The organism is Streptomyces sp. URMC 123 (assembly GCF_051386515.1).
In the GTDB taxonomy this organism is placed as follows: domain Bacteria; phylum Actinomycetota; class Actinomycetes; order Streptomycetales; family Streptomycetaceae; genus Streptomyces.
The window spans coordinates 17,654-41,011 of record NZ_JBPQTV010000020.1; the positions used below are offsets into that span (position 1 = coordinate 17,654).

A 23,358-nucleotide genomic window follows, 5' to 3' on the forward strand; every position below is an offset into this window, starting at 1 on the left:
CGTCCCCATGACGCCGCCCGGCGGGCCCGCGCCCGCCGCGACGTACCCGCACACGCTACGAGATAGGTCCGCCATGACTGCCGCAGTTCTCAGGGAAGCACGCCGCCCGCGCGAGGAGCGGCACCGGGCCGTGCTCAAGCACGTACCGGAGGACTTCCGGGTGGCCGAGAGCCTGGTGCTCGCCGCCGATCCCGACCTCGGGCCGGCCCCGGACACGAGCCGCGACACGGCCCCGGACACGAGCACGGGCACCGGCACGGGCGCCGGCCCGTACGGCCCGCGGGAGGGCTTCCGCTATCTGCGGCTGCGCAAGCGCGGCTACACCACCTTCGAGGCCATCGCCGTCGTCGCCCGGCTGCTGGGCGTGGACCCGCTCGGCATCGGGCACGCCGGCCTCAAGGACGAGGACGCGGTCACCGAGCAGACGCTGTCGGTGCCCGCCGCGGCGACGGAGAACGCGCCGGCGGTCCTGGAGCACCGCGACGGCGACCGCTGGCTGACCGTCGGCCCGCAGGGCCGGGGAGCGGCGCCGCTGCGCGTGGGCGTCCTGGAGGGCAACGCCTTCCGCCTCGTGGTCCGCGACCTCGCCCCGGAGCGCGCCGAGGCCCTGCGCGAGCGCGGCACCTTCGACCACTTCTTCCTCAACTACTACGACGTCCAGCGCTTCGGCGTGCCCGGCGGCCCGAAGCGGACCCACCTCCTGGGCCGGGCGATCCTCGACGAGGACTGGGACACCGCGCTGACGCTGCTGCGCGAGTCCGGCTCGCCGGAGGCCGCGCGCGCCCGGGAGTTCACCGGGGCGGCCGAGGAGTTCTTCGCCCGGCTCGACCCCCGTGTCACGGCCTTCTACCGCAGCGCCTGGGAGTCCGACCGGTGGAACGCCCGGCTGCGGGAGGCCGTGGCCGAGGCGTGCGGCGGCCGGCAGCGCGACCTGACGCGCGAGGGGGTCCCGTACGCGTACGCGGACTCCCCCCGGTCCGTCCTGGCGGTGCTCGCCGCCGTGCCGTCCCTGCCGCACGTCCGGCACCGCTGGGACGGCGACCGCATCGTGACGGAGCACTCCTCCCGCTCGACGGTGATCCAGACCCGGATCAGGGTCGGGGAGGTCACCGACGACGCGTACTTCCCGGGGCGGTCGAGCTGCGTCCTGTCGTTCTTCCTGCCCTCGGGCTGCTACGCCACGGCCGCCATGAGCCAGCTATGGGAGACGCTGTAGCGGCGTCTCCTCCCACAGGCAGTTCGCCTCCCACCACGCCTCGGCCTCCGCCATGCGGGGGCCGAGGTCCTCCGCCGGGTCGCCGGCCAGCAGCAGTTGCGCCACGTGGTCGGCGACCGAGCGGGCCCCGTGGTGGACGCTGCCGGGCGCCGCACGGGGCACGTACCGGCGCACGCCCTCCAGCGGGCAGTGGGCGGGCAGCGCCCGCAGGGTCCCGGGCCGCGGGGTGAACCAGCAGAAGCCGGCGAGCGCGTCGGGGTCCGTCACCAGGGGGCGGGGCGAGGGGGCGAGCCCGGCCTGCCCGCGCAGCGTGGCCCCGTAGAGGCTGACGCCCATGGCGTGCTCGTAGGCCGGGACGTGCCCGACGCCGCCGGGCCGGCAGGCGATCTCGCACAGCACCAGCCGGTCGTCGGGGGTGTGGAACAGCTCGGCGTGGAAGGCGGTGACCTCCTCGGGGCCGGGCAGGGCGGCGATCACCTCGGCGACGAAGTCCCGCGCCCGCTCCCCGACCCGGTGGCCGCGCGGCAGCATCCAACCCGTCACCGACCGGGAGGAGGTGACGGACGAGAGGTTGGAGCGGCCCATGCGCACCGGCCAGGACTGCACCACACGGCCGGCGGCCATCAGGCCGTCCACCACATAGCAGTCGCCGCCCACCCAGGACTCGGCGATCGCCGTGCCGCCCGTGAGGGCCGCGGCCTCCCCGGCCAGGAGGCGCTCCAGCTCCGCGGGGCCGGCCAGGGTGCGGACGCCGACCGAGCCGCCGCCGTCGACCGGCTTGACCACGAGGGGGAAGCCGGCCCGACCGGCGAACTCCCGCAGATCCGCGGCCGAACGGACCCGGCGCATGGCGGCCACCGGCAGCCCCGCGGCCGCCGTCAGCGTCTTCATCAGGAACTTGTCGCGGTAGGCGAGCGCGCTGGCCCTCCCCTGCCCCGGCAGGCCCAGCCGCTCCCGGATGCGGGCCGCCCGCAGCAGGTCGACCTCGGTGGTGCCGAGCACGCGGGTGAAGCGGTGCCGGGCGGCCAGCCCGGTGACCGACTCCTCGACGGCGGGGCCGTCGTAGTCGTCGACCGCCACCACCTCCTCGTAACGGTCCCGCACCCGCTCCAGCACGCCGCCGGCCAGCGCCGACCGCGCGGTGACCAGCACCAGCCCGGTTCCCGCGTCGGCGAGCCACTCGGGGATGCGCTCGACGATCGGCCGCCGGTTCAGCACGAGAAGGGTCATGACGCCACCCCGGCCGGCTCGGCGGCGGACGGCTCCACCGGGGCCGGAGCCGGGGCCCCGGCGCCCGGTTCCGCACCAGCCGGCCTCGCACCCGCCGGCCCCGGCGTTCCGGCGGCCGCCAACGCCTCGCGCAGCGCGGCCAGCAGCGCCGCGCAGGTGGCCTCGTCCCCGACGGTGAACCGGACGCACCCCTCCAGCGTGGCGACGCCCGACAGGTCCCGCACCCGGTAGCCGGCGGTGGACAGGGCGGCGGTCACGGCGGCGGCACGGGCCGCCGAGCCGATGCGCACGGTCAGGAAGTTGCCCCCGGAGGGCAGCACCGTCAGCCCCCAGCCGCCGAGGGTCCGCGCCGCCTTCTCGCGGGCGGTCCGCACATCGCGCCAGATGCGCTCGAAGTCCCGGTGCGCCGCGAGGACGTGGCGGGCGGCGGCCAGCGAGGGCCCGGAGACGGTCTGCTCCAACTGCCCCCGGGCCAGCTCGGCGATGAGCTCCGGGGCCCCGCGGGTGAGGGCGACCCGGGCCCCGGCCAGGCCGTGCGACTTGGACAGGGTCTGCACCACGACCACCGGACCGCCGGCGCGCCGCAGCTGTGCGGTGAGCGGGCCGGCGAACGCCTGGTAGCAGCTGTCGACGACGAGGAGATGGCCGCGCTCCGCACTGACGGCGGCGAGTTCGTCGAGCACCCGGTCGGACAGGACCCAGCCGACGGGCCCGTTGGGGACGCTCACCGCGATCAGCGCGCCGCTGGTCTCCCGGGCGGCGGCCACCAGCCGTGCGCCCTGCTCCTCCGGGTCCGCGGCCTCGGTGACGATCCGGCGCACCGGCAGCCCCAGGAGCCCGGCGTGGTGCTCCCAGGCGTCGTAGTTGGGGTACTGGAGCACCAGGGTCCCGGCGCCGCCGCTCCGGGCGGCGTAATGGGCGCATATGTTTCTCAGCGCCACATCCGAACCAGGGGTCACCATGAATTCGTCCGGCGCCAGGCCGAAGTGTTCCGCGATTTCGGCAATGGGCGGACCGGAGACGGGATAGCCCCGCAGGACTTCGGGGCCCCATGAGGACAGCGCGCCGGTGAGAATCTCCGCGAGATCCGGGTGCACCAGCTCGTTGCTGCTCAAATTGGTCCGGGAATCGTACATTCGCCGCTTAGTGATCGCTTCACCCTCTCACCCAGCCGAAGCGCCCGCGCCGGCGCCCGGCACCGATGCGATCACCCTATACGCGCGCCGAACACCCTCTCGAAGCCCGGTGATACGATCCCGGCGTTCCCAGAACGTGTTTGCACCGGCAAGCAAGCACCGCACACAGCACGGGCCATCGGAGGGTACGGATTTGAGTGGCGGCGCCGCGCACCATGCGCTGCTCGAGGACGCGGCACGCGACACCGCGGCCGACCGTGACACCCTCGTCGTCCGGGGCGGCCGCCGGCTGCGCGGGGCGGTCGACACCTCGGGGTTCAAGCACTCCCTGGTGACGGTGGTGGCCGCGGCGTGCGCCGCGCAGGCCCCGGTGACCGTGGCCAACTGCCCCGAACTGGCCGAGACCGAGGAGCTGTCCGGGCTCATCACCGGCCTGGGCGGCCGGGCCGAGCACTCGGCGGGCACCCTGACCGTCGACGCCGGCGGGCTGACCGGCGGGGCGCTCGACGAGGAGGCGGCCGGCCGCATCCACGGCTCCGTCTATCTCGCGCCCGCGCTGCTGGGCCGCACCGGCGAGGCCGCCGTGGTCAGCAGGGGCGGCTGCCGCATCGGCGACGCCCCGGGCGGGCGGCGCCCCGTCGAGCAGTACGTGAGCGTCTTCGAGCGCTTCGGCGCCCGGGTGGCGGAGCGCACCCCGGACCGACTGGTGGTCCGGGCCGGCCGACTGACCGGCTGTGAGATCGATCTCCTCGACTACACCGCCGACCGGGCGCTGCGCTCCGGGCCGCTGTACTCGGGCGCCTGCAAGACCGCGATCCTGACCGCCGCCGTCGCCCACGGCACCAGCGTGCTGCACCACCCGTACCCCAAGCCCGACGTCACCGATCTGGTCGACGTGCTGCGCCGGCTGGGCGCCGACATCGAGACCACGGCCGCCGGCTCGCTGGTGATCCGCGGCCGCGGCCCCGAGGCCCTCGACCGCCCGGTCCGGCACACCCTGATCCCCGACCTCATCGAGGTCGTGACCTGGATCTGCGCCGGCGCCCTGCTCGGGGACGGGCCGCTGCGCGTCCGGGGCCCGCAGATGGCCGCCGCCCTCGCGGCGCTCCGCCCGGAGCTGGAGGTGCTGGAGCGGCTCGGCGTGCGGCTCTCCCCCGGTGACGACGAACTGACCGTGCACCCGGCCGAGACCCTGCGCGCCACGGACGTCACGATCGCCTCCCACGGGGTGTTCAGCGACAGCCAGCCGTTCCTCGCGCTGCTGGCGACCCTCGCCCCGGGCGCCTCCACCCTCACGGAGACCGTGTGGGGGAACCGCTTCGGCTACGCGGCGGGGCTGACGGCGCTCGGCGCCCGGCTGCGCCGCGACGGTGCCGCCCTCACCGTCGAGGGGCCCTGCCCGCCGCGGGTGCCGGGCCGTACGGTGCACGCGCCGGAGCTGCGCAGCGCCGCCATGCTGCTGCTGGCCGCGCTGGGCGTGCCGGGCACCACCGTGGTGACCGGCACCCACCATCTGGCCCGCGGCTACCGGGACCTGGCCGCCTCCCTCACGGCCCTCGGCGCCGACATCAGCCGCCCCTGACCACCGACGCCCCCGGGCCGATGTGATTGGACCCCCGTTGACCCCCCTGACCCAGCCGAACCCCCTGTGCGCGCACGTCGTCGACAGTCTGGGGGCCGCCCGCCTGACCGCGACGCCCTGGGCCCACGCCCACGTCCCGCAGACCCTGCCGGCCGAGGCGGCCGGCGAACTGGCCCGCGCCTTCGACGACTTCGACCTCACGCCGTGCGAGGAGACCCGCCGGGAGAAGTCGTACCGCTTCGCCACCGCCTCGCTGACCGGGCCCGACCGGCCCGCGCTCACCCCGCGGTGGGCCGCGCTCGTCGACGGCCTGCACTCCGACGCGTACCGGCGCAGCGTGAGCGAGCTGACCGGGGTGCCGCTCGACGGCGCGCGCTTCAGCCTCGACCTGTGGGAGTACCGCAGCGGCGACTGGCTCGCGCCCCACGTCGACAAGGCCGACAAGCTGGTCACCCAGATCTTCTATCTGAGCGAGGGATGGCGCGAGGGGGACGGCGGGCGCTTGCTGATCCTCGGCAGCCCCGACGCCACCGACGTCGCGCGGGCGCTGCCGCCCGTGCTGGGCAGCAGCGCCGTCCTCGTCCGCTCCGAGACGTCCTGGCACGCGGTGGAGCCGCCCGCCGCGCACTCCGCGCCCCGCAGGTCGATGACCGCGACGTTCCGGCGCTGAGGGCCCTTCCGCGGCGCCCCCTCCCGGAGTTTTCCCGGGGGTTCCACCCCCACCCGGCCCCGGCCCTTCGGCCCCCTTCCGGCCGTTGTCACCCATCCGTTCGGCAGTATCTCGGCAGTAGAGGAACATCTGTGTCGTCGACCAGCTCCTACGACGTCTCGGTGATCGGCGGCGGACCCGCCGGATCGACCGCCGCCACCCTTCTGGCACGCGCCGGCCACCGGGTCCTGCTCCTGGAGAAGGAGAGGTTCCCCCGCCAGCACGTCGGCGAGTCGATGCTGCCGTTCTGCTACGACCTCTTCGACGACCTGGGCGTGCGGGACGAGATGGCCCGCCGGTTCGTGCGCAAGCCGGGCGTGCGGTTCATCGACAAGCTCGGCAACGCGTCCACCACCTGGTGCTTCAACCACGTGATCCGTGACGAGACGTATCTGTCCTTCCAGGTGGACCGCTCGGAGTTCGACACCGTCCTGCTGGAGAACTCCCGGCGCAACGGCGTGGACGTGCGCGAGGGCACCCGGGTCACCGACGTCGACGTGTCCGACCCCGACCGCGCGGTGATCCGGTCGGTGGACGCCGACGGCGTCACGGCGGTGCACGAGTCGCGGTTCGTCGTCGACGCCAGCGGCCGGGACGCCGTCATCGGCGCCAGGCGGGGCTGGCGCAAGCCGCGCCCGGACCTGGACCGCACCGCGCTGTGGTCGCACTGGACCGGGGTGAAGATGACCGGCGGCCTGGAGGAGGGCAACTCGCTGATCATCTACATCGGCGAGGAGAAGAAGGGCTGGATCTGGGTGTTCCCGCTCGGCCCCGACCGGATCACCGCGGGCGTCGTCACCCAGAACTCGTATCTGCGCGAGCGGCGCGGCGCGCTGGCCGACGAGGGCGTCGAGGACTGGAAGACCGAGCTCTACCACCGGGAGCTGCTCGCCTCGCCGTTCCTGGAGGGGCTGCTGGCCGGCGCCGAGCAGGCGCTGCCCACCATGGTCAACGGGGACTACTCGTACACCGTCGAGAACCACTACGGCTCCAACTACGCCATGATCGGCGACGCCCGCGGGTTCATCGACCCCATCTTCTCCAGCGGCGTCTTCCTGTCGATGAAGACCGCCTACCTGGTCAGCGACGCCATCGACCAACAGCTCGCCGACCCGTCGCTCGCGGGCCGCAACCCCGCCCTGGACCACGCCTACGAGCTGGTCAACGGCGCCTACAACCTGGTCCACCGCATGATCCGGCTGTTCTACAACCCGCACGCGGTGAGCTGGGCGTCGGTGGGCAGCGAGAAGCAGGTCCACAAGGCGCACGAGAGCGCGATGGCCGCCGGACACTACGTCCTGGCGGGCGACTTCTTCGAGAACCAGGCGAAGTACAACAAGTTCTTCGGCCTGTTGGAGAGCCCGGAGCACTTCGAGCGCTACCGGCAATACGTGATCGAGCGCGAGGACTTCCAGGAGCTCAGCTGTCACACCCCGTGGGAGGTCGCGTTCGACGGGCTGACCCACCGCTTCACCGCCGACGAGGTGGAGAGCGGGGCGTGGCGGGCGGCGCTCGACGCGTCCTGAGCGCCTGAGGCGTACGGCGGCGGGCGCGGCGCTCCCTTGTGCGGGGGCGCCGCGGCCGCGTCTCGGACCGGGGGCGCGGCGGCCGTCTCCCGGCCGGGCTTCAGGTCCGGGGCGCGGCGGACCGGGCCCGGGTGACCAGCTCGTCCAGGGCCAGCGCGGCCGTGTCGTCCTCGACCGCCTGAATGCCCGTCAGCGGGGTGACCGCCACATAGCCGGCCGCCACGAGCCCGTCGTCCGTACGGGGGTCGACGGCCGCCGGGGACGGATCGGGGACGACGCCGAGCGCCCGCGTACCGCCGTCGCCCTCGCGCGCGGCCAGCCGCACCCGCCCGACGGCCGCGAGCCGTCCCCAGCGGACCCCGCGCAGCTCCTCGAAGGGCAGGTCGGGGACGTTCACATTGAGGACGGTGCGCTTGCGGGCGCGGACGATCCACTCCGTCGCCATGCCGGCCACCCGCGCGGCGGTCTCCAGGTGCCGGGGCCGGGCGGAGTCGATGCTCACGGCCAGTCCGGACATGCCCAGGGTCGCCGCGGTCAGCGCCGCGCAGACGGTGCCCGAGTGCAGCACCGCGCGGCCCGTGTTGGTGCCGAGGTTGATGCCGGACACCACGCACCACGGCGGGTCGCCGAAGGCCGCGAGCCGGGAGAGCAGGACGGCCAGCGCCGGGGTGCCCTCGACCCCGGTGAAGGGCACGTCCGGCAGCTCGGGGACGGTGATCGCCCGGGTCACCAGCGGCCGGCCGAGCCCGTGGTCGAGCGCGGACCCCGCGCCGCTGCGGTCGTCGAGCGGGGCGACCACGGACACCTCGTGCCCCGTCGCGGCGACCGCGCCGGCGAGCGCCCGCAGCCCGGGGGCCTCGACGCCGTCGTCATTGGTGACCAGCACCCTCATGGCCGGCCGCCCTCCGCCCGCGCGCCGGCGTCCGGGAGCGCGGCGGTGCCCGGGTGCGCGGCGGCGTCGGGGAGCGCGGCGGCCCGCTCGGCCGCGAGGCAGGCGAAGGAGTCGACGTCGGGGGCGTCGAAGGCGTCCGTGATCCACACGTCCGCGCCGCACTCCTCACGGACGCGCTCGACGATCCGCACCACGGCGAGGGAGTCCGCCCCGAGGTCGAAGAAGTCCCAGGTCGTCTCGTACGTGTCGAGCCGCAGCACGCTGCGCACGATGTCGAGCACCTGGCCGTGGACGGTGTCGCTCATGGGGTTCTCTCTCGGTCTTCTTCCGTGTCGTACGGTCGTCTTCCGCAGCGCCCGGGGCCCGGTGCGCGGGGCCCGGTGCCCGGGAGCGCTGCGGTCAGCGGTCAGCGGGGCGCGACGTACTCCACCACGATCGCCGACCACGACCGGGCGCTGGAGGTGAGCAGCAGCAACGGCTCGCCGGGGGGCGGCGCGTCCCGCTCGCTCAGGTCGGCGAGGGTGATGAGCACGTCCGCGGAGAAGCAGTGCCCGATGTCCGCCAGGCGGGGGCAGAGGGCCCGTCGGGGGTCGACACCCGCCGCCATGGCGAGGAACGAGCGGGAGGTGTCCCCGTAGTTGCCGGTCACCACGGAGCGCACGTCCCGCGGCGCGAGGCCCAGCGGGGCGAGGGCGCCGCGCACGGTGCGGCCGACCGCCTTCGTCGTCGCCCGCGCCACCGCCAGGGGGCTGGCCGACGCCTCGACGTCGAGCTGGAACCCGGTGGCCAGGGAGCGTATCCGGAACGCCGGGCCCTGGCCGACGGGCTCGGCGGAGATCAGGCAGGAGGCCGCCCCGTCGCTGAGCACCGTGGTCCCGCCGGGGAGGAAGCGGGGGCCGTCCTTGACCCGGTCCACGGTGACGAGAAGGGCCGCCGGAACCCCGTCCACCAGGACGGAGTTGCGGGCGGCGGCGATGCCGGGGCCGAGGTTGCCGCACCCCGACCCGCCCACCACCACGGCCGGCAGGTCGTCACGGCTGACGGCGGCGAGGAAGTCCCACAGGTCCACGGTGGCCGAGGTGTCGGCGGGGGTGTCCGTGCAGTAGACCGCGGCGCCGACGGCCGGGCCGGCGGCCGCCTCCAGGGTGCGCCGCGCGCTGGCGGCGGCGAGCTCCGGCAGGGGCAGCCCGGACACCCGGGCGTGCCGCAGGCCCTGCTCGTGGAGGAGGTCGCGCCGGCCGGCCAGCGCCGCGCCGTCCCGCTCCTCCAGCGCCTCCAGGGACAGGCGTTCACCCGTCGCGAACGCAATGGAGGACAGATATACCGGCGAAGGGGCGCCGTCGGTCATGAGCCGGCCTTTCCGGGTCGTCGGATTGAGCGGAGAGCGGCCCGGCCCGGCCATTGCCCGGTGAGGATCGTTCACTTCTTTCCGCTCTTCGCGGATCGTTCACTTCAGCGGATCGTTCAGCGGACCGTTCCCATTCGGTGGCCCGTGACATCCGCCGCGCGATCCCGCCGGATTGTAGTGCGCGCGCCGTGGTGCGCGACTCGTCGATTCCCGCGGTGAACTCCCGCGCGGTGTGCGCACTCCCGCGGCCCGTGAACCTCCCCGGGGGGTCGGACCACGATACGATACGATCCCTTCCCGAACAGTGTCACGGCCTCAGAGGTTTGCTGGATTCGCCGCTTCGTCTTCGATGCAGGCCGCGGGGGACGAACCAACTGCGAGTTTCGGAGGCGTGTGTGGTGTCGGGCACAGCGGCCGGCGTCCCGGCGACGCGTTCCGGTGCCGACGTCCGTTCCGCACTCCGACGCGTCACCGACATCCTCGCCGTCGCCGCGCGGGACCACCGCGACGCGGTCGCCGTACGGGACGGACACCGCGAATGGACCTACGGCGAGCTGTGGGACCGCACCCGGGACACCGCGTCCCGGCTGCGCGCCCGGGGAGTCCGCCCCGGCGACCGGGTCCTGCTGAGCCTCCCCAACGGGCCCGAGTTCGTCGTCCTGTTCTGGGCGGCCCTCCGGCTCGGTGCGGTGGTGGTGCCGGTGAGCCCCGAGGTGAGCGCTCCCCAGATGCGGCACATCGTGCGGGACTGCGCGCCGGTACTGTGCGTCGTCGCCCGCGACGAGGACGGCGGCCCGGGACCGGAGTTCACGGCCCCGGAGACGGGCGCGGAGACGGACGCGGGTGCCGGGCACGGGACCCGGGTGATCGAGCCGGCCGCGCTGTGGGAGACCGCGACGGGCCCCGAACAGAGCATGGACGCGGCACAGGGCGCGGAAACGATCCCTCCGGATGCGCCGGTCGACGGGCCGGCCCCCGTGTCGCCCCGCGACCCCGCCCTGCTCATCTACACCTCCGGCAGCACCGCGCACCCCAAGGGCGTCGTCTGCCCCCATGAGCGGATCGTCTTCGCCGCCACCGCGATCGCCGAGCGCCTGGACTACCGCCGCACCGACACCGTCTTCTGCCGGCTGCCCTTCTCCTTCGACTACGGCCTCTACCAGATCCTGTTGGCCGCGCTCGCCGGTGCCGCCCTCGCCGTCCCCCGGCAGCGCTCCGAGATCGAGACGCTGCGGCTGATCCGGGAGTGCGGCGCGACCGTGGTGCCGCTGGTGCCGACGCTGGCGACGGCCCTGACCCGGCTGGCGGCCCGCGACCGGCGCCCCACCGCCGTGCGCCGGTTCACCAACACCGGCGCCGAACTGACGGCGGAGCACACCCGACGGCTGCGCGCCGCGTTCCCCGGCGCCGACATCGTCCTCATGTACGGCATGACCGAGTGCAAGCGTGTCACGATCGCCGGCCCCGACGACGACCTGCGCCGGCCCGGAACGGTGGGCACCGCGCTCACCGGGACCGAGGTCACGGTGGTCGACGCGGCGGGCCGGCCGGTGCCCCCGGGCGTGACCGGGGAGATCGTGGTGCGCGGCCCCCATGTGATGGACGGCTACTGGAACGCCCCCGAGGCGTCCGCCGAACGGTTCCGCCGCGACCCGGTCTCCGGCGCGGTGGCCCTGCACACCGGGGACTTCGGCCGGCTCGACGAGGACGGCCGGCTCGTGGTGGAGGGCCGCCGCGACGACATCTTCAAGCGCAGGGGCGTGCGGGTCTCCGTCGCCGAGATCGAGGCCGCCGCGCTGAGCGTGCCGGGTGTCGTGGAGGCGGCGGTCGCGCCGGACGTCCCCGGCGCCGGGCTGGTCCTCTGGTACGCCGGGGACGTGGCACCGGACGCGCTGCCGGCCGAGCTGGCCGCCCGGCTGGACCCGGCCCGCCGGCCCGACCGCTGGGTCCGCGTGCCGGAACTCCCGCGCACCCCGCACGGCAAGACCGACCGCCGACGGCTGGTCCGGAGCCTCACCGACGCGGCCTCGGGCCCCGCCACGACGGCACCCACCGCCCGTACCGCGCCCGCCCCGGCCACGGCCCGTACAGCGCCCGCCCCGCCCACGCCCCGTACCGGGGCCGCGGCCCGTACCGAACCCACAGCGAACACCGCACGCACCGCCGACACCGCACCACCCAGGGGGAACCATGACTGAGCCGGCCGCATCTCCCGTCTGGGACGAGGCGTTCGAGGAGGTGCTGCGCCCGCTGCTGCCGCTGCTGCCCGAGGGGGAGCCGCTCGGCGCGGAGCTCGATCTGCGGGCGGCCGGGCTCGACTCGCTGGGCACGGTCGAGCTGCTGACGAACCTCGAGTACGCCTATGACGTCGAGGTGCCCGACGAGCTGCTCACCTTCGAGATCTTCGCCAGCCCCGCCGCGCTGTGGAAGGTGATCTCCTCGCTGCGCGCCGGCTCGGAGTGACATGAGCGAGCACCAGGTCCCGGCCGTCGCGTCCGGCGAACTCGACGCGGCCGAGCACGCCCTCCTCACCTCCCTGCGCGAGCGCTACGGCAGCCCCCTCTACGTGTTCCGGCTCGACCGCGTCCGGCGCGCCGCCGAGGCGCTGCGGGCCGCCCTGCCGGAGGGCACCCGGCTGTACCACTCGCTCAAGGCCAACCCGGACGTCGACGTCACCGCCGAGCTGGCCCGCGCGGGGCTCGCCGCGGAGATCAGCTCCACCGGCGAGCTGGAGGCCGCGCTGCTGGCCGGCCACCCCGGCGACGGCTGCCTCTACAGCGGGCCCGGCAAGACGAGCGCCGAGGTGCTCGCCGCCCTCGCGGCGGGGGTGCGGCTGTTCTCTGTCGAGTCGGTGGGCGACTACCGGCGCGTGGCCCGGGCCGCCGAGGACAGCGGCGTACGGGCCCGGTGCCTGGTCCGGGTGAACCCCGAGTCGGGGGCCGCGGGCACGGGGCTGCGGATGACCGGCAAGCCCTCGCAGTTCGGCGTCGACCTCGACGGGCTGGACGAGGTGGCCGCGGCCCGCCGGGAGAGCCTGGAGATCGTGGGCACGCATGTCTTCTCGACCACCAATGTGCACAGCGAACAGGAGCTGATATCCGAGTTCGCGGTGAGCGTCGAGGTGATCGCCGCCGCCCGGGAGCGGCTGGGCGTCACCGGCGGCATGGCCGATCTCGGCGGCGGCTTCGCGGCCCCCTTCGCCCGCCCCGGCGCCCCCGTCCGCTACCGCGCGCTGCGCGCGGAGCTGGAGAAGTTGCTGGACGCGCGGCTGCCCGGCTGGCGCGACGGCTCGCCGCTGGTCGCGTTCGAGTCGGGGCGGGCGCTGGTCGGCGACTGCGGCACGCTGGTGTGCTCGGTCACCGACGTCAAGGACAGCCGGGGCGTCACCTATGTGGTGCTCGACGCGGGCACCAACGCCCTGGGCGGCATGTCCGGGCTCGGCCGGCTGATGCCCGCCGGGGTGCGGGCGGTGCCGTTGCAGCGCGAGCCGCTGGGCGCGGAGCGCCCGATGGCGCTCGTGGGTCCGCTGTGCACGCCGCTCGACGTGCTCGCCCGGAGCAGGACGGCGCCGGTGCCGGCGGTCGACTCGGCCGTGGCGGTGCCCAACGTCGGCGCGTACGGGCTGCACGCGAGCCTGCTCGGCTTCCTCGGCCGCCCGATGCCCGCGGTGGTGGTGCTGGACGGGGAGGACGTCGTACGGGCGAGCCGGCTGGAGCTGGTGCGGCGAGAACTGCCGGCGGATGGCGTTGGTGGACCTGAGGCGCGCGGCGTCGGTGGGCCCGAGGCGTGCGGAGGGACGGACCGGTGAACAGCGAAGCACTGGACGAGGCGCTGGACGAGGCGGTGGCCGGGGCGGTCGCGGTGCTGGCCGAGCACGCCGCCGACGTGGATCGGCAGGCGCGCTTCCCCGTCGAGAGCCTGGACGCGCTGCGCGCCCGCGGCCTCTTCGGGCTGCTGGTGCCCGAGGAGTACGGCGGCCTCGGCGGGAGCCTGGGCACGTTCACGTCGGTCGCGGGGCGGCTGGCGGCCGGCTGTCTGTCCACCGCGCTGATCTGGACCATGCACGGCCAGCAGGTCGACGCGATCGTCCGCTTCGGCTCCGACCGGCTGCGGCGGAAGGTGCTGCCCCGGGTCGCGGCGGGCGAGCTGTACCTCGCTTCGGTGACCACCGAGCGCGGCAAGGGCGGACACCTGCTCAGCGCCGACTCCGCGCTGCTCCCGGACGGGGACGGGGTGCTCATCGACCGGGACGCCCCGGTGGTGACCGGCGGCGCGTACGCCGATGCCTTCCTGATCACCGCCAGGACGTCGCCGGACGCCACCGCGGCGGAGACCTCCCTGGTCTACGCCGACCGCTCGCTCCTGACCGTGGCCGAGGCCGGCGAGTGGAACGTGCTGGGCATGCGGGGCACGCACAGCGTCGGCCTCACGCTCAAGGGCCGGGTGCCGGAGTGGGGCGTCATCGGGCGCCCCGGCCGGTTCCGCGAGGTGGCCACCGAGAGCATGATCCCCCTGGGGCACCTCGGGTGGAGCGCCTGCTGGCTCGGGGCCGCGCGGGGCGCCTTCGCCGCCGTGCTGGGCCAGGTGCGCAAGCGGGACGCGGCGATCCGGATCGATCTGAAGTCCGAGCTCGCGCAGGAGCGCATCGGCCGGATCAGGGTGGACCTGGAGCTGGTGGGCGCCTATCTCGAACAGGTGCGGGCGGAGGTGGAGTCCGCCCGGGAGGCCGGCCGGTCCCTGGACCGCCCGGCCAGCCAGATCCGGATCAACACGCTGAAGCTGGTGGCCTCGGAGCTCAGCTTCCGCGCGGTGGACCGCATGGTGCAGCTCGCGGGGCTCTCCACCGGCTACCGGCAGGACTCCCCCGTCCCCCTGGAGCGGGTGTTCCGGGATCTGCGCTCGGCGGCGCTCAACTACGCCAACGACCGGCTGTGGACCACCGTCGGTCTGCACAGCGTGCTCGACCGGTCCGCGCCGTCCGCCTGACCGGTCCCGCACCACCGGTGAAAGGCGGCCGGTGGGTACAGCACGACAGAAGAAGACGAGGAAGAACGAAATGACGACTGCTCAGGTCGTGGCGCTCCTCTCCGGCCTGGCAGTGATCCTGGTCGTCTCCCGCGCGCTCGGCGCCGCGGCCGGGCGGTTCCTGGGCCAGCCGCCGGTGGTGGGCGAGATCCTGGCCGGCATCCTGCTGGGCCCGACGCTCCTCGACGGGCGGATCGCCGACACCCTGTTCCCGGCCGACATACGCCCGATGCTCGGCGCCCTGGCCAATGTCGGTCTCACCCTGTTCATGTTCCTGGTGGGCCTGGAGCTGGACGCGGCGCTGATACGGCGTCGGGGGCGGGCGCTGGTGGGGGTCACGCTGGGGTCGATCGCGGTGCCCATGGGGCTGGGCGTGCTGCTCGCCCTGTATCTCGCCCGCGGCCGGGAGGTTCCCGACGGGCCGGGGTTCGTGCTGTTCATGGGCGTGGCCATGTCGGTGACGGCCTTCCCCGTGCTGGCGCGCATCCTCGCCGACCGAGGGATGAGCCGGAGCCCGACCGGGGCGCTGGCGCTGGCGAGCGCCGGCATCGGGGACGTGGTCGCGTGGACGCTGCTGGCGGGTCTCGCGGCGCTGACCGGGGGGCACGGCGAGGAGCCGTGGCGCGTGCTGCTGGTGGTGCCGTTCGCGGTGCTGGTGCTCGCCGTCGTCCGGCCGGTGCTGCGCCGGCTGTGGACGGCCGCCGGCCCGTCCGGCGGGGGCGGTGGCGGCATCGCCCTGGTGGTGGCGACGGCCCTGCTCTCGGGGGCGGCGACCGAGTGGATGGGGCTGCACTTCATCTTCGGGGCCTTCCTCGCGGGGCTCGCGGTGCCCCGGGACGGCCGGCCCGGGGCGCGGGACGGCCTCGCCGGGGCAGGGGACGGCCCGGCCGGCGCAGCCGACGGCCTCGCCGAGGCGCGGGCGCGCGTCGAGCACGGGGTGGGGCAGATCTGTGTCGTGCTGCTGCCCGTGTACTTCGTCGTGGCGGGCTCGCGGGTGGACCTCTCGGCGCTGGACGTGACGAGCCTGGTCGAGCTCGCGCTGATCCTCCTCGTCGCCATGGGCGGCAAATTCGCGGGTGTGATGGGCGGTGCCCGGGTGCACGGCATCGGGATGCGCGAGGCCACGGTGCTGGCCACCCTGATGAACACCCGGGGCCTGACCGAACTCGTCATCCTCGGACTGGGGCTGCAATTGGGGCTGTTGGACACCGGTCTGTACTCGTTGATGGTGGCCATGGCCCTCATCACCACCGTGCTGACGGGTCCGCTGTTGCGACTGCTGGGCCGAGGTGACACGGCCGTTCCGGAACCCGCGCATTCCCCGCCGGTGCCGCGGCCCGTGGGTGAACTCGTGGGCAAAGAGGCCGGATGAACGGGCCGCGCATTCGTGCGTCATAATGACGGCATGAGCGATGGGACCGAGTTGATAGGCGGCCAGGAGAAGCGCGACATCCAGGTCGTCGCCTACGACCCGGCGTGGCCGGACGCGTTCGAGCGGGAGCGCCGGCGGATCGTGGCGGCGCTCGGCCCGGTCGCCCGGCGGGTGGACCACGTCGGCTCCACGGCCGTGCCGGGGCTGGTGGCCAAGCCCATCATCGACATCGACCTGAGCGTTCCGGACGCCGACGACGAGGGCGCCTATCTCGGCGCCCTGGAGGCGGCCGGCTACCAGCTGAGGGTCCGGCAGCCCGGCCATCGCATGGTGCGCACCCCGGACCTGGGCGTTCACGTGCACATCTGCGCCGAGGGCAGCGACTGGGAGCGCCGTCATCTGCTGTTCCGCGACTGGCTGCGGCACGACGCCGCCGACCGCGAGGCGTACGGCCGGCACAAGCGGGAACTGGCCCGGCGGGACTGGCCGGACATGAACGCCTACGCCGCCGCCAAGGGCACGCTGATCGCCGAGATCACCGAGCGCGCCGAGGCCTGGGCGCGCGCCACCGGCTGGGCGCCCGGCGCCTGACGCGCGCCGCAACCCGCCTTTCCGGGGCTTCATCGTTCGGAAACCAAGTCCCGTAATCCCCCGCGGCGTTCGCGCTTTTGGAATGCCGTCCGCCGCCTGGCTATAGTGTGCGCGGCCGAAAATACGATCGGGGACTTGGTGCGGGTTTTTCTTGAGGTGGGCCGATGCGAGTTCCGTCGCTATGCCACCTATCGCGCGGCCACCGTGGCCGGAGTATTCACCAATACCGTCTGGGCGTTCATCAAGGCCTATATTTTTCTGGCCGTGTGGGACGCCCGCGGTGAGATCGGCGGTTACGACGCCGTCGACGCGGTGACGTTCGCGTTCCTGTGCCAGGCGCTGGTGGCCCCGCTGTCGATGTTCGGGCTGGGGCTGGATCTGCCGCAGCGCATTCGCACCGGTGACGTCACCGTCGATCTGCTGCGCCCGGTGGACTTCCAGGGCTGGTGGTTCGCGGCCGATCTGGGCCGCTCGTTCTTCCAGCTGGTGGGGCGCGCCTTCCCCTTCCTGGTGGGCGCGCTCTTCTTCTCGGTGCGGGTGCCGGGCAGCGTGGCCCAGTGGGCGCTGTTCGCCCTGTCGCTGCTGCTCGCCTTCACGGTGAGCTTCGCGATCCGGTACGTGGTCTCGCTGAGCGTGTGGTGGATCATGGACTCCCGCGGGCTGGAGACGACCATGACGCTGCTGATGCTCTTCTTCTCCGGCATGGTGGTCCCGCTGGTGATGCTGCCCGGGCTGCTGGGCGATCTGGCCGGGGCGCTGCCGTGGGCGGCGGTGCTCCAGGTGCCGGCGGACATCTTCCTCGGTCAGTCCACGGGCGCGGGGGCCCTCGGCGCTCTCGCGTTCCAGGCGTGCTGGGCGCTGGTCCTGCTGGGCGCGGGGCGCCTGATGACGGCCCGGGTCCGCACAGCGGTGGTGGTGCAGGGTGGTTGAGTCGTTGCGTGCCTACGGGCTGCTGGTCCGCATGTGGTGCCGGGCCGCCTGGCAGTACCCGGGCTCCCTGATCCTGATGACGGTGTCCCAGGCCCTGATCACCCTGATGGACCTGGCCATGGTCGCCGTGCTGTTCTCGCAGATCGACGAGCTGGCCTCGTTCGGGCTGCGCGAGGTGCTGTTCCTCTACGGCACCTCCTACCTGGCCTTCGGCCTGGCCGATCTGGCGCTCGGCAATGTGGACCTGCTCGGCTACCGCATCCGCAAGGGCACGTTCGACGCGATGCTGGTGCGGCCGGCCGGCACCCTGGTGCAGGTGGCGGCGGAGGACTTCAGCCCGCGCCGGCTCGCCGTGGTGCTCCAGGGCGCGGTGGTGCTCGGCGTCGCCCTGCCGCTGGTGGACGTGGACTGGAGCCCGGCGCGGGTCGCCATGGTGGTGACCATGGTGATCTCGGGCGCGGTGATCTTCGGCGCCCTCCGTGTCCTGTGCGCCGCGGTGCTGTTCGTGGTGACGGACGCGGCGGAGGTGATCAGCGCCTTCACCTACGGCGGCAATGTGCTCACCCAGTACCCGCTGGCCATCTACGGCCGTGAGGCGCTGCGCATCCTCACCTGGGTGGTGCCGCTGGCCTTCGTGAACTGGTACCCGGCGCTGTACGTGCTCGGCCGCCCCGACCCCCTCGGCCTGCCGGACGCGCTCCGGTTCGCCTCCCCCCTGGCGGCCCTGGCGCTGGCCCTGCTGGCCGGGGCCGGCTGGCGGGCCGGGGTACGCCGCTACCGATCCACTGGGAACTGAGCATGAGTCTGATCGAGGTCACCGACGCCCGGAAGTCCTTCACGGTGCGCAAGGGCGGCATCCTGCGCGGCAAGCGCACCACCGTCCACGCCGTGCACGGGATCTCCCTGCGGATCGAGCCTGGCGAGACGGTGGGCTACATCGGCCCGAACGGCGCCGGCAAGTCCACGATGATCAAAATGCTGACGGGCATCCTCACCCCCTCGTCCGGGGAGATCTCCGTCGCCGGGCTGGTCCCGAGCCGGGACCGGGTCCGGCTCGCGCGGCGCATCGGCGTCGTCTTCGGGCAGCGCAGCACGCTGTGGTGGGACCTGCCGCTGGTCGACAGCTTCCGGCTGATCCACCGGCTGTACCGGATTCCGGAGGACCGGTTCCGGGCCAATCTCGACCGCTATGTCGAGCTGCTGGACATGGGCGCGTTCCTGGAGACGCCGGTGCGCCAGCTGTCCCTGGGGCAGCGGATGCGCGGTGAGCTGACGGCGGCGCTGCTGCACGACCCGGAGATCCTCTTCCTGGACGAGCCGACGATCGGCCTGGACGTGGTCAGCAAGAGCACGGTGCGGTCGTTCCTGCGGGAGCTCAACACCGCGCACAACACCACGGTGATCCTCACGACCCACGATCTGGAGGACATCGAGCGGCTGTGCGGTCGCATCGTCGTCGTCGACGAGGGCCGCGTCGGGTTCGACGGCTCGCTCGACGAGCTGCGCACCCGGATGGACGCCGAGCGCACCCTGACCGTGGACCTCAAGGAGCCGGCGCCGCCGCTGGAGGTCCCGGGCGCGCGGGTGGTGCGCGTGGAGGGGCCGCGGCAGTGGCTGGCCTTCCCCGCCGCGGCCAGTGCGGCGGCGGTGATCGGTGAGGTGACGGCGCGGGCCGAGATCGTCGATCTGTCGCTGCGCGAGCCCGACATCGCGGAGATCGTGCAGCAGGTGGTGGCCCCCCGGGAGCCGGTCGCCGGCTGACCTGGGCCGCCCGGCCCGGTGGTCGGCCGGCTGAGAGGTCCGGCTCAGCGGCCCGCCACGGCCGTCACATCCGTCGTATCCGCCGCGTCCGCCACGGTCGTCGTATCCGCCAGGTCCGCCAGGTCCGCCCGCCGGAGCTTGCCCGCCTCGTTGCGCGGCAGCGCGGCCACGAACGCGTACGAGGCGGGCGCCTTCGACGGGGCCAGCCGGGCCCGGCAGTGGGCGTCGAGCTCGGCGGGGGTCGGCGCCTCGGGGCCGGCCGGGACCACCAGGGCGTGCGGCACCTGGCCCAGGAGCTCGTGCGGGCGGGGCACGACACAGGCGTCGGCCACGGAGGGCGCGGACAGCAGCACGTCCTCGATCTCCGCGGGGTAGACATTGGCCCCACCGACGTTGATCATCTCGCTGGCCCTGCCCTTGACGTACAGATAGCCGTCCTCGTCCAGGTAGCCGAAGTCGCCGACGCCGCGGTAGTCCGCGCGCCACACCGGGAGCTCGGCCGCCGGGCCCAGGTACTCGGGCCCGGCGCCCGGCGAACGGAAGAACAGCCGGCCCGGCACACCGGGCGCCGCCTCCTCGCCGTCCTCGCCCACCACCACGACGGACCCGGGCGCGGGACGGCCGACGCTGCCCGGGCGGGCCAGCCACTCGTCGCCGCGGATGTGCACGAAACCGAGCTGCTCCTGCGAGGAGTAGCTCTCGAACACCCGCTCAGGGCCCAGCAGGTCGAGCCACGCCCGCTTCACCTCGGCGGGGCAGGGGGCCGACCCGTGGTGCAGCGCGGCCACCGACGACAGGTCCCGCCGGCGCAGCCCCACCCGGGGGTCGAGCAGCAGCTTCATCATCGTGGGCACCAGCCGCAGCACGTTCACCCTGTACCGCTCGATCGACTCGGCGACCAGCGACGGCATGAACCGGGGGGTGAGCACGACGGTGTGGGCGAGGGCGAGCCCCTGGTACAGCGCCCCGAACCCGCTGTGGAAGAGCGGCACGGTCACCAACTGCACCTGGCCGGTGTCCAGCCCGACGGCGCGCTCGTGGGCGGCCGGCAGGGCGTCGGTGTCGAAGACCCAGCCCCGGCGGCGGTGGATGATCCTGGGCAGTCCGGTGGTCCCGCCCGTGGCCGAGGCGCTGCGCGGCGTCCCCCACTCGCCCTCCGGCGGCCGGGGCCTGCGCCCGCTCCCGCACTCCTCGGGGGAGAGCGCGGGGCAGGGCGCGCCGGGCAGCGGCGCGCCCACGCGGAGGCGGGGGCGGATGGCGTCGGTCAGCGCCCGGGCCTCGCCGGCCGGGAGCCGGGGGTCGAGCGGCACCACGGTGGCGCCCAGCTTCCACGCCCCCACGGTGGCGATCACATGGTCGGCGCCGGGCGGCAGGGCGACCACGACGGGGTCGCCGGTCCGGACGCCGTGCCCGGCGAGCACGGCGGCGCAGTGGTTGGCCCGCTCGTCGAGCTCGGCCCAGCCGACCCGGGACTCCCCGCCGCGCCGGTCGAGCACGACGAGGGCGGTCGCCTCCGGCTGCGCCACGGCCAGTTGTTCGATCCGCTGTCCGATCGTCAGCCGGCCCATCGACTCACTCCGCCTGTCCTTCTCGCCCGTTCCCCGGGGCCGCGCCGGCGGCCCCGGAAGATCGTACGATCAGGACTCCTCGGACCACGCCGGCAGGTCCCCCTTCGCCGCCTGGAGGTTGATCACGGAGAAGGCCGCCCCCTGCGGGTCGGTGAGGGTCGCGAACCGGCCGAAGGGGGTGTCCATCGGCCCGCACTCCACCGTCCCGCCGAGCTCGGTGGCCTTCGCCACCGCCGCGTCGCAGTCCGCCACCGCGAAGTACACATTGATGTACGGCGGCACCTCGGGCGGGAACTCCTTTGTCATCGCCATCCGGCCCAGGACGATGTCGTCGTCGATGTCGAAGACCTTGAAGTCCATCGACTCCTCCACCATGCGCCGGCCGCGATAGGGGAAGACGGCGGGGAAGAAGCGGTCGGCGGCCCCGGGGTCGCGGGTGTAGATCTCGGCCCAGCAGTACGCGCCGGGCTCGCCCGTCGTCCCGAACCCCTCGTGGCTGCCCGCCTGCCAGACGCCGAAGGTGACGCCGCCGGGGTCGCGCGCCAGCACCATCGTGCCGAAGTCGCCGACGCGCATCGGCTCCATCAGCACCTCGCCGCCGGCCGCGCGGATCTTCTCGGCGGTGGCGGCGGCGTCGGGCGACGCGAAGTACAGACACCAGGCCGACCGCGTGTCCTGACCGGGCATCGGCGGGACGACGGCGGCCACGGCCCTGCCGTTCGCGTACGCCTCCGTGTAGTCGCCGAACTCGGACGCGCTCTCGCCGAAGGTCCAGCCCAGCACCTCACCGTAGAACGTCCTGGCGCCCTCCGGGTCGGTGAACATCGCGTCGACCCAGCACGGTGTGCCCTCCGCCGGTACGGCCATGGTCCCGGCTCCCTCCTGCTCGGTGGATGGTCCGGTTTGTCACGCTAGTCATACCGGCCGGCCGCCGCGAGGAGAATGCGGCGTTCCCCCCGGGAACCGGTCGCGCGCTGCGCCATCGGACTGAACGGCCCCCGAGCCGGGCCGGCCGTCGCGTCACCCGCGTGACCACGGCTCCGTACGCCACCCCCACGGCCGGCGAGACGACCAGGGCCGGCACCGGGGAGTGGTCCTTCAGCAGGGGGTGCGCCTGCCAGTGGGTCGGATGGATGTGGCACGGTCGTGGACGTCCGGGTGGCGGGCCTGCCCGCCGTCCGGCCCGGCGACCGCACGGGGATCACCGTGACCGGTACGGCGACGCTCCACGGCTGATCGCCGGGGTCCCGGCGCTCGCGGCCCCGCAGTAGGGTGGACGGCACAAAACGCCGGAACAGCGGCAAATGCCCCAGGGGGTCTCCGGACCGTTTTCGGTCCGGAGGGTGGGGCAACCGCTCGGACACACCCCGCTTCCACGGGGCCGGGCCCGCGCAGGGCGGGGGAAGGAGCCCGACATGAACACATCGGCGGTGGCCGGCGGCCGACGCACCGCGCACCGGGCGGCGGACAGCACGGCCATGGCGGCCGCGGCCCGCTGGGGCCTCGCCGCCCGCGGCGTGCTCTATCTCCTGGTGGGTCTGCTCGCCCTGCGGATCGCCTTCGGCGGCTCAGGGCAGGAGGCCGACCGCGGCGGCGCGCTGGCCGAGCTCGCCGAACGCCCCTTCGGGGCCGTGCTCATCTGGGCCGTCGGCATCGGCCTCGCCGGCCTCGCCCTCTGGCAGCTCTCCGAGGCGATCGTCGGCGCGTCCGGAACGGGCGGGCGCAAGGCGCGCAAGCGGCTGATGGCGGCGGCGCGCTTCCTCTTCTACGCGGTGGTCTCGGCCTCGGTGATCGCCTTCGCGGCGCGCGCGTCCGGTTCCGGTTCGGGCTCCGGCTCCGGTTCCGGCGGCTCCGGGGGCTCGGGCGGCTCCAGCGACCGGCAGTCCCGTGACATCACGGCCCGCGCCCTGGATCTCCCGGCGGGCCAGTGGCTGGTCGCCGCGGCCGGCGCGGTCATCGTCGGCGCCGGGCTGTGGCTCGCGTACCGGGCGGTCCGGCGCTCGTACCACAAGCATCTGCGGCTGTACGAGATGTCGGAGCGCACCCGCCGGGTCGTCGACGTCCTCGGCGTCGGCGGGGGCGCGGCCCGCGGCGTGGTCTTCGCGGTGGCCGGTGGCTTCGCGATCCTGGCGGCGGTCCGCTACGACGCGGGTGAGGCGAAGGGGTTGGACGACACGCTGCGTTCTTTCCGCGACACGCCGGTGGGGCCCTGGCTGCTGGCGGCCATCGCCATCGGCCTGGCCCTCTTCGGCCTCTTCTCCTTCGCGCTGTCCCGCTGGCGCAAGGTCTGACGCTCCCCTCCCGGCGGGCTTGCGCGACGTCCCCTCCGGGGTGGTTGGCGCGACGTCCACGTTTTCTGGTCGTCCGTGACGTGACCATCGCCGTTTTCCCGGCCGAAGGCGCGGGAAAAGATCCCCGGCCTTCGGCGCGAAGCCCCATTTCCCCGCCCCGAAGGCGCGGGAAAACGAGTCC

At 74.2% G+C, this 23,358-nt stretch carries 21 protein-coding genes; 14 read left to right on the plus strand and 7 right to left on the minus strand.

Annotation, left to right across the window (positions count from 1 at the left end; translation table 11 throughout):
• Positions 1 to 73 precede the first annotated feature (73 nt).
• A complete protein-coding gene (truD, locus tag ACSNOD_RS05010) occupies positions 74 to 1,216 on the plus strand; it encodes a tRNA pseudouridine(13) synthase TruD (protein ID WP_436765498.1) in 1,143 nt (380 codons plus the stop codon).
• Here the strand turns inward: truD and ACSNOD_RS05015 are convergent.
• Positions 1,199 to 2,446: an ATP-grasp domain-containing protein gene (locus ACSNOD_RS05015; protein WP_436765499.1), complete on the minus strand. Its 1,248-nt coding sequence runs from the start codon at positions 2,444 to 2,446 to the stop codon at positions 1,199 to 1,201. The two genes, truD and ACSNOD_RS05015, sit on opposite strands and share 18 nt — an antisense overlap.
• On the minus strand, positions 2,443 to 3,561 hold the full coding sequence (locus ACSNOD_RS05020) for an aminotransferase class I/II-fold pyridoxal phosphate-dependent enzyme (RefSeq protein WP_436765500.1): 1,119 nt from the start codon (positions 3,559 to 3,561) through the stop codon (positions 2,443 to 2,445). Before ACSNOD_RS05020 ends, ACSNOD_RS05015 begins: the two co-directional genes overlap by 4 nt.
• Positions 3,562 to 3,775: 214 nt before the next feature.
• On the opposite strand from ACSNOD_RS05020, the gene ACSNOD_RS05025 reads away from it, so the two are divergent.
• The 3 genes from ACSNOD_RS05025 to ACSNOD_RS05035 all read left to right on the plus strand — a co-directional run bounded on the left by ACSNOD_RS05025 (position 3,776) and on the right by ACSNOD_RS05035 (position 7,399).
• A complete protein-coding gene (locus ACSNOD_RS05025) occupies positions 3,776 to 5,164 on the plus strand; it encodes a hypothetical protein (protein WP_436765501.1) in 1,389 nt (462 codons plus the stop codon).
• Positions 5,165 to 5,201: 37 nt separating this feature from the next.
• Entirely contained in the window at positions 5,202 to 5,834 is a 633-nt protein-coding gene (locus ACSNOD_RS05030; protein ID WP_436765502.1) for a 2OG-Fe(II) oxygenase, read from the plus strand.
• A 131-nt stretch (positions 5,835 to 5,965) separates the two neighbouring features.
• The gene (locus ACSNOD_RS05035) at positions 5,966 to 7,399 is read left to right on the plus strand and encodes an NAD(P)/FAD-dependent oxidoreductase (protein ID WP_436765503.1); all 1,434 of its coding nucleotides are present in this window, start codon (positions 5,966 to 5,968) and stop codon (positions 7,397 to 7,399) included.
• A 100-nt stretch (positions 7,400 to 7,499) separates the two neighbouring features.
• Here the strand turns inward: ACSNOD_RS05035 and surE are convergent, their stop codons facing one another.
• The 3 genes from surE to ACSNOD_RS05050 form a co-directional block, all read right to left on the minus strand.
• A complete protein-coding gene (gene surE, locus ACSNOD_RS05040; RefSeq protein WP_436765504.1) occupies positions 7,500 to 8,291 on the minus strand; it encodes a 5'/3'-nucleotidase SurE in 792 nt (263 codons plus the stop codon).
• Positions 8,288 to 8,596 (minus strand): acyl carrier protein, encoded by a 309-nt coding sequence (locus ACSNOD_RS05045; RefSeq protein WP_436765505.1) that lies wholly within the window; start codon positions 8,594 to 8,596, stop codon positions 8,288 to 8,290. Before ACSNOD_RS05045 ends, surE begins: the two co-directional genes overlap by 4 nt.
• A 101-nt stretch (positions 8,597 to 8,697) precedes the next feature.
• Positions 8,698 to 9,639: a hypothetical protein gene (locus ACSNOD_RS05050; protein ID WP_436765506.1), complete on the minus strand. Its 942-nt coding sequence runs from the start codon at positions 9,637 to 9,639 to the stop codon at positions 8,698 to 8,700.
• 398 nt (positions 9,640 to 10,037) lie between these two features.
• On the opposite strand from ACSNOD_RS05050, the gene ACSNOD_RS05055 reads away from it, so the two are divergent.
• The 9 genes from ACSNOD_RS05055 to ACSNOD_RS05095 all read left to right on the plus strand — a co-directional run bounded on the left by ACSNOD_RS05055 (position 10,038) and on the right by ACSNOD_RS05095 (position 19,318).
• Positions 10,038 to 11,837 (plus strand): class I adenylate-forming enzyme family protein, encoded by a 1,800-nt coding sequence (locus ACSNOD_RS05055; protein WP_436765507.1) that lies wholly within the window; start codon positions 10,038 to 10,040, stop codon positions 11,835 to 11,837.
• Positions 11,830 to 12,102, plus strand: coding sequence for a phosphopantetheine-binding protein (locus tag ACSNOD_RS05060; protein ID WP_436765508.1), 273 nt, complete (start codon positions 11,830 to 11,832; stop codon positions 12,100 to 12,102). The genes ACSNOD_RS05055 and ACSNOD_RS05060 overlap by 8 nt, the downstream gene beginning before the upstream one ends.
• Before the next feature lies 1 nt (position 12,103).
• Positions 12,104 to 13,447 (plus strand): type III PLP-dependent enzyme, encoded by a 1,344-nt coding sequence (locus ACSNOD_RS05065; protein WP_436765509.1) that lies wholly within the window; start codon positions 12,104 to 12,106, stop codon positions 13,445 to 13,447.
• Positions 13,444 to 14,625 (plus strand): acyl-CoA dehydrogenase family protein, encoded by a 1,182-nt coding sequence (locus ACSNOD_RS05070; protein WP_436765510.1) that lies wholly within the window; start codon positions 13,444 to 13,446, stop codon positions 14,623 to 14,625. Before ACSNOD_RS05065 ends, ACSNOD_RS05070 begins: the two co-directional genes overlap by 4 nt.
• A gap of 70 nt (positions 14,626 to 14,695) precedes the next feature.
• Complete coding sequence (locus ACSNOD_RS05075; RefSeq protein WP_436765511.1) at positions 14,696 to 16,036, plus strand: cation:proton antiporter; 1,341 nt, start codon at positions 14,696 to 14,698, stop codon at positions 16,034 to 16,036.
• A gap of 33 nt (positions 16,037 to 16,069) precedes the next feature.
• Entirely contained in the window at positions 16,070 to 16,627 is a 558-nt protein-coding gene (locus ACSNOD_RS05080) for a GrpB family protein (protein WP_436765512.1), read from the plus strand.
• Positions 16,628 to 16,765: 138 nt separating this feature from the next.
• Complete coding sequence (locus ACSNOD_RS05085; RefSeq protein WP_436765513.1) at positions 16,766 to 17,557, plus strand: ABC transporter permease; 792 nt, start codon at positions 16,766 to 16,768, stop codon at positions 17,555 to 17,557.
• Complete coding sequence (locus ACSNOD_RS05090) at positions 17,550 to 18,353, plus strand: ABC transporter permease (protein WP_436765514.1); 804 nt, start codon at positions 17,550 to 17,552, stop codon at positions 18,351 to 18,353. Before ACSNOD_RS05085 ends, ACSNOD_RS05090 begins: the two co-directional genes overlap by 8 nt.
• A gap of 2 nt (positions 18,354 to 18,355) precedes the next feature.
• Positions 18,356 to 19,318, plus strand: coding sequence for an ABC transporter ATP-binding protein (locus ACSNOD_RS05095; protein ID WP_436765515.1), 963 nt, complete (start codon positions 18,356 to 18,358; stop codon positions 19,316 to 19,318).
• 44 nt (positions 19,319 to 19,362) lie between these two features.
• On the opposite strand, the gene ACSNOD_RS05100 is transcribed toward ACSNOD_RS05095, so the two are convergent.
• Complete coding sequence (locus ACSNOD_RS05100) at positions 19,363 to 20,886, minus strand: class I adenylate-forming enzyme family protein (RefSeq protein ID WP_436765516.1); 1,524 nt, start codon at positions 20,884 to 20,886, stop codon at positions 19,363 to 19,365.
• A 69-nt stretch (positions 20,887 to 20,955) separates the two neighbouring features.
• Positions 20,956 to 21,753, minus strand: coding sequence for a VOC family protein (locus tag ACSNOD_RS05105; RefSeq protein WP_436765517.1), 798 nt, complete (start codon positions 21,751 to 21,753; stop codon positions 20,956 to 20,958).
• Between the two features lie 548 nt (positions 21,754 to 22,301).
• Here ACSNOD_RS05105 and ACSNOD_RS05110 point away from each other — a divergent pair.
• Complete coding sequence (locus ACSNOD_RS05110; RefSeq protein ID WP_436765518.1) at positions 22,302 to 23,177, plus strand: DUF1206 domain-containing protein; 876 nt, start codon at positions 22,302 to 22,304, stop codon at positions 23,175 to 23,177.
• Positions 23,178 to 23,358 lie beyond the last annotated feature (181 nt).

Excerpts from the sequence above, each read along its gene's own strand:
- ACSNOD_RS05080 (WP_436765512.1), top strand. The coding sequence starts at position 16,070 with ATGAGCGATGGGACCGAGTTGATAGGCGGCCAGGAGAAGCGCGACATC.
- ACSNOD_RS05110 (WP_436765518.1), top strand. The coding sequence starts at position 22,302 with ATGAACACATCGGCGGTGGCCGGCGGCCGACGCACCGCGCACCGGGCG.
- ACSNOD_RS05075 (WP_436765511.1), top strand. The coding sequence starts at position 14,696 with ATGACGACTGCTCAGGTCGTGGCGCTCCTCTCCGGCCTGGCAGTGATC.
- ACSNOD_RS05100 (WP_436765516.1), bottom strand. The coding sequence starts at position 20,886 with ATGGGCCGGCTGACGATCGGACAGCGGATCGAACAACTGGCCGTGGCG.
- ACSNOD_RS05065 (WP_436765509.1), top strand. The coding sequence starts at position 12,104 with ATGAGCGAGCACCAGGTCCCGGCCGTCGCGTCCGGCGAACTCGACGCG.
- surE (WP_436765504.1), bottom strand. The coding sequence starts at position 8,291 with ATGAGGGTGCTGGTCACCAATGACGACGGCGTCGAGGCCCCCGGGCTG.
- ACSNOD_RS05095 (WP_436765515.1), top strand. The coding sequence starts at position 18,356 with ATGAGTCTGATCGAGGTCACCGACGCCCGGAAGTCCTTCACGGTGCGC.
- ACSNOD_RS05015 (WP_436765499.1), bottom strand. The coding sequence starts at position 2,446 with ATGACCCTTCTCGTGCTGAACCGGCGGCCGATCGTCGAGCGCATCCCC.
- ACSNOD_RS05105 (WP_436765517.1), bottom strand. The coding sequence starts at position 21,753 with ATGGCCGTACCGGCGGAGGGCACACCGTGCTGGGTCGACGCGATGTTC.
- ACSNOD_RS05050 (WP_436765506.1), bottom strand. The coding sequence starts at position 9,639 with ATGACCGACGGCGCCCCTTCGCCGGTATATCTGTCCTCCATTGCGTTC.
- ACSNOD_RS05045 (WP_436765505.1), bottom strand. The coding sequence starts at position 8,596 with ATGAGCGACACCGTCCACGGCCAGGTGCTCGACATCGTGCGCAGCGTG.
- ACSNOD_RS05060 (WP_436765508.1), top strand. The coding sequence starts at position 11,830 with ATGACTGAGCCGGCCGCATCTCCCGTCTGGGACGAGGCGTTCGAGGAG.
- truD (WP_436765498.1), top strand. The coding sequence starts at position 74 with ATGACTGCCGCAGTTCTCAGGGAAGCACGCCGCCCGCGCGAGGAGCGG.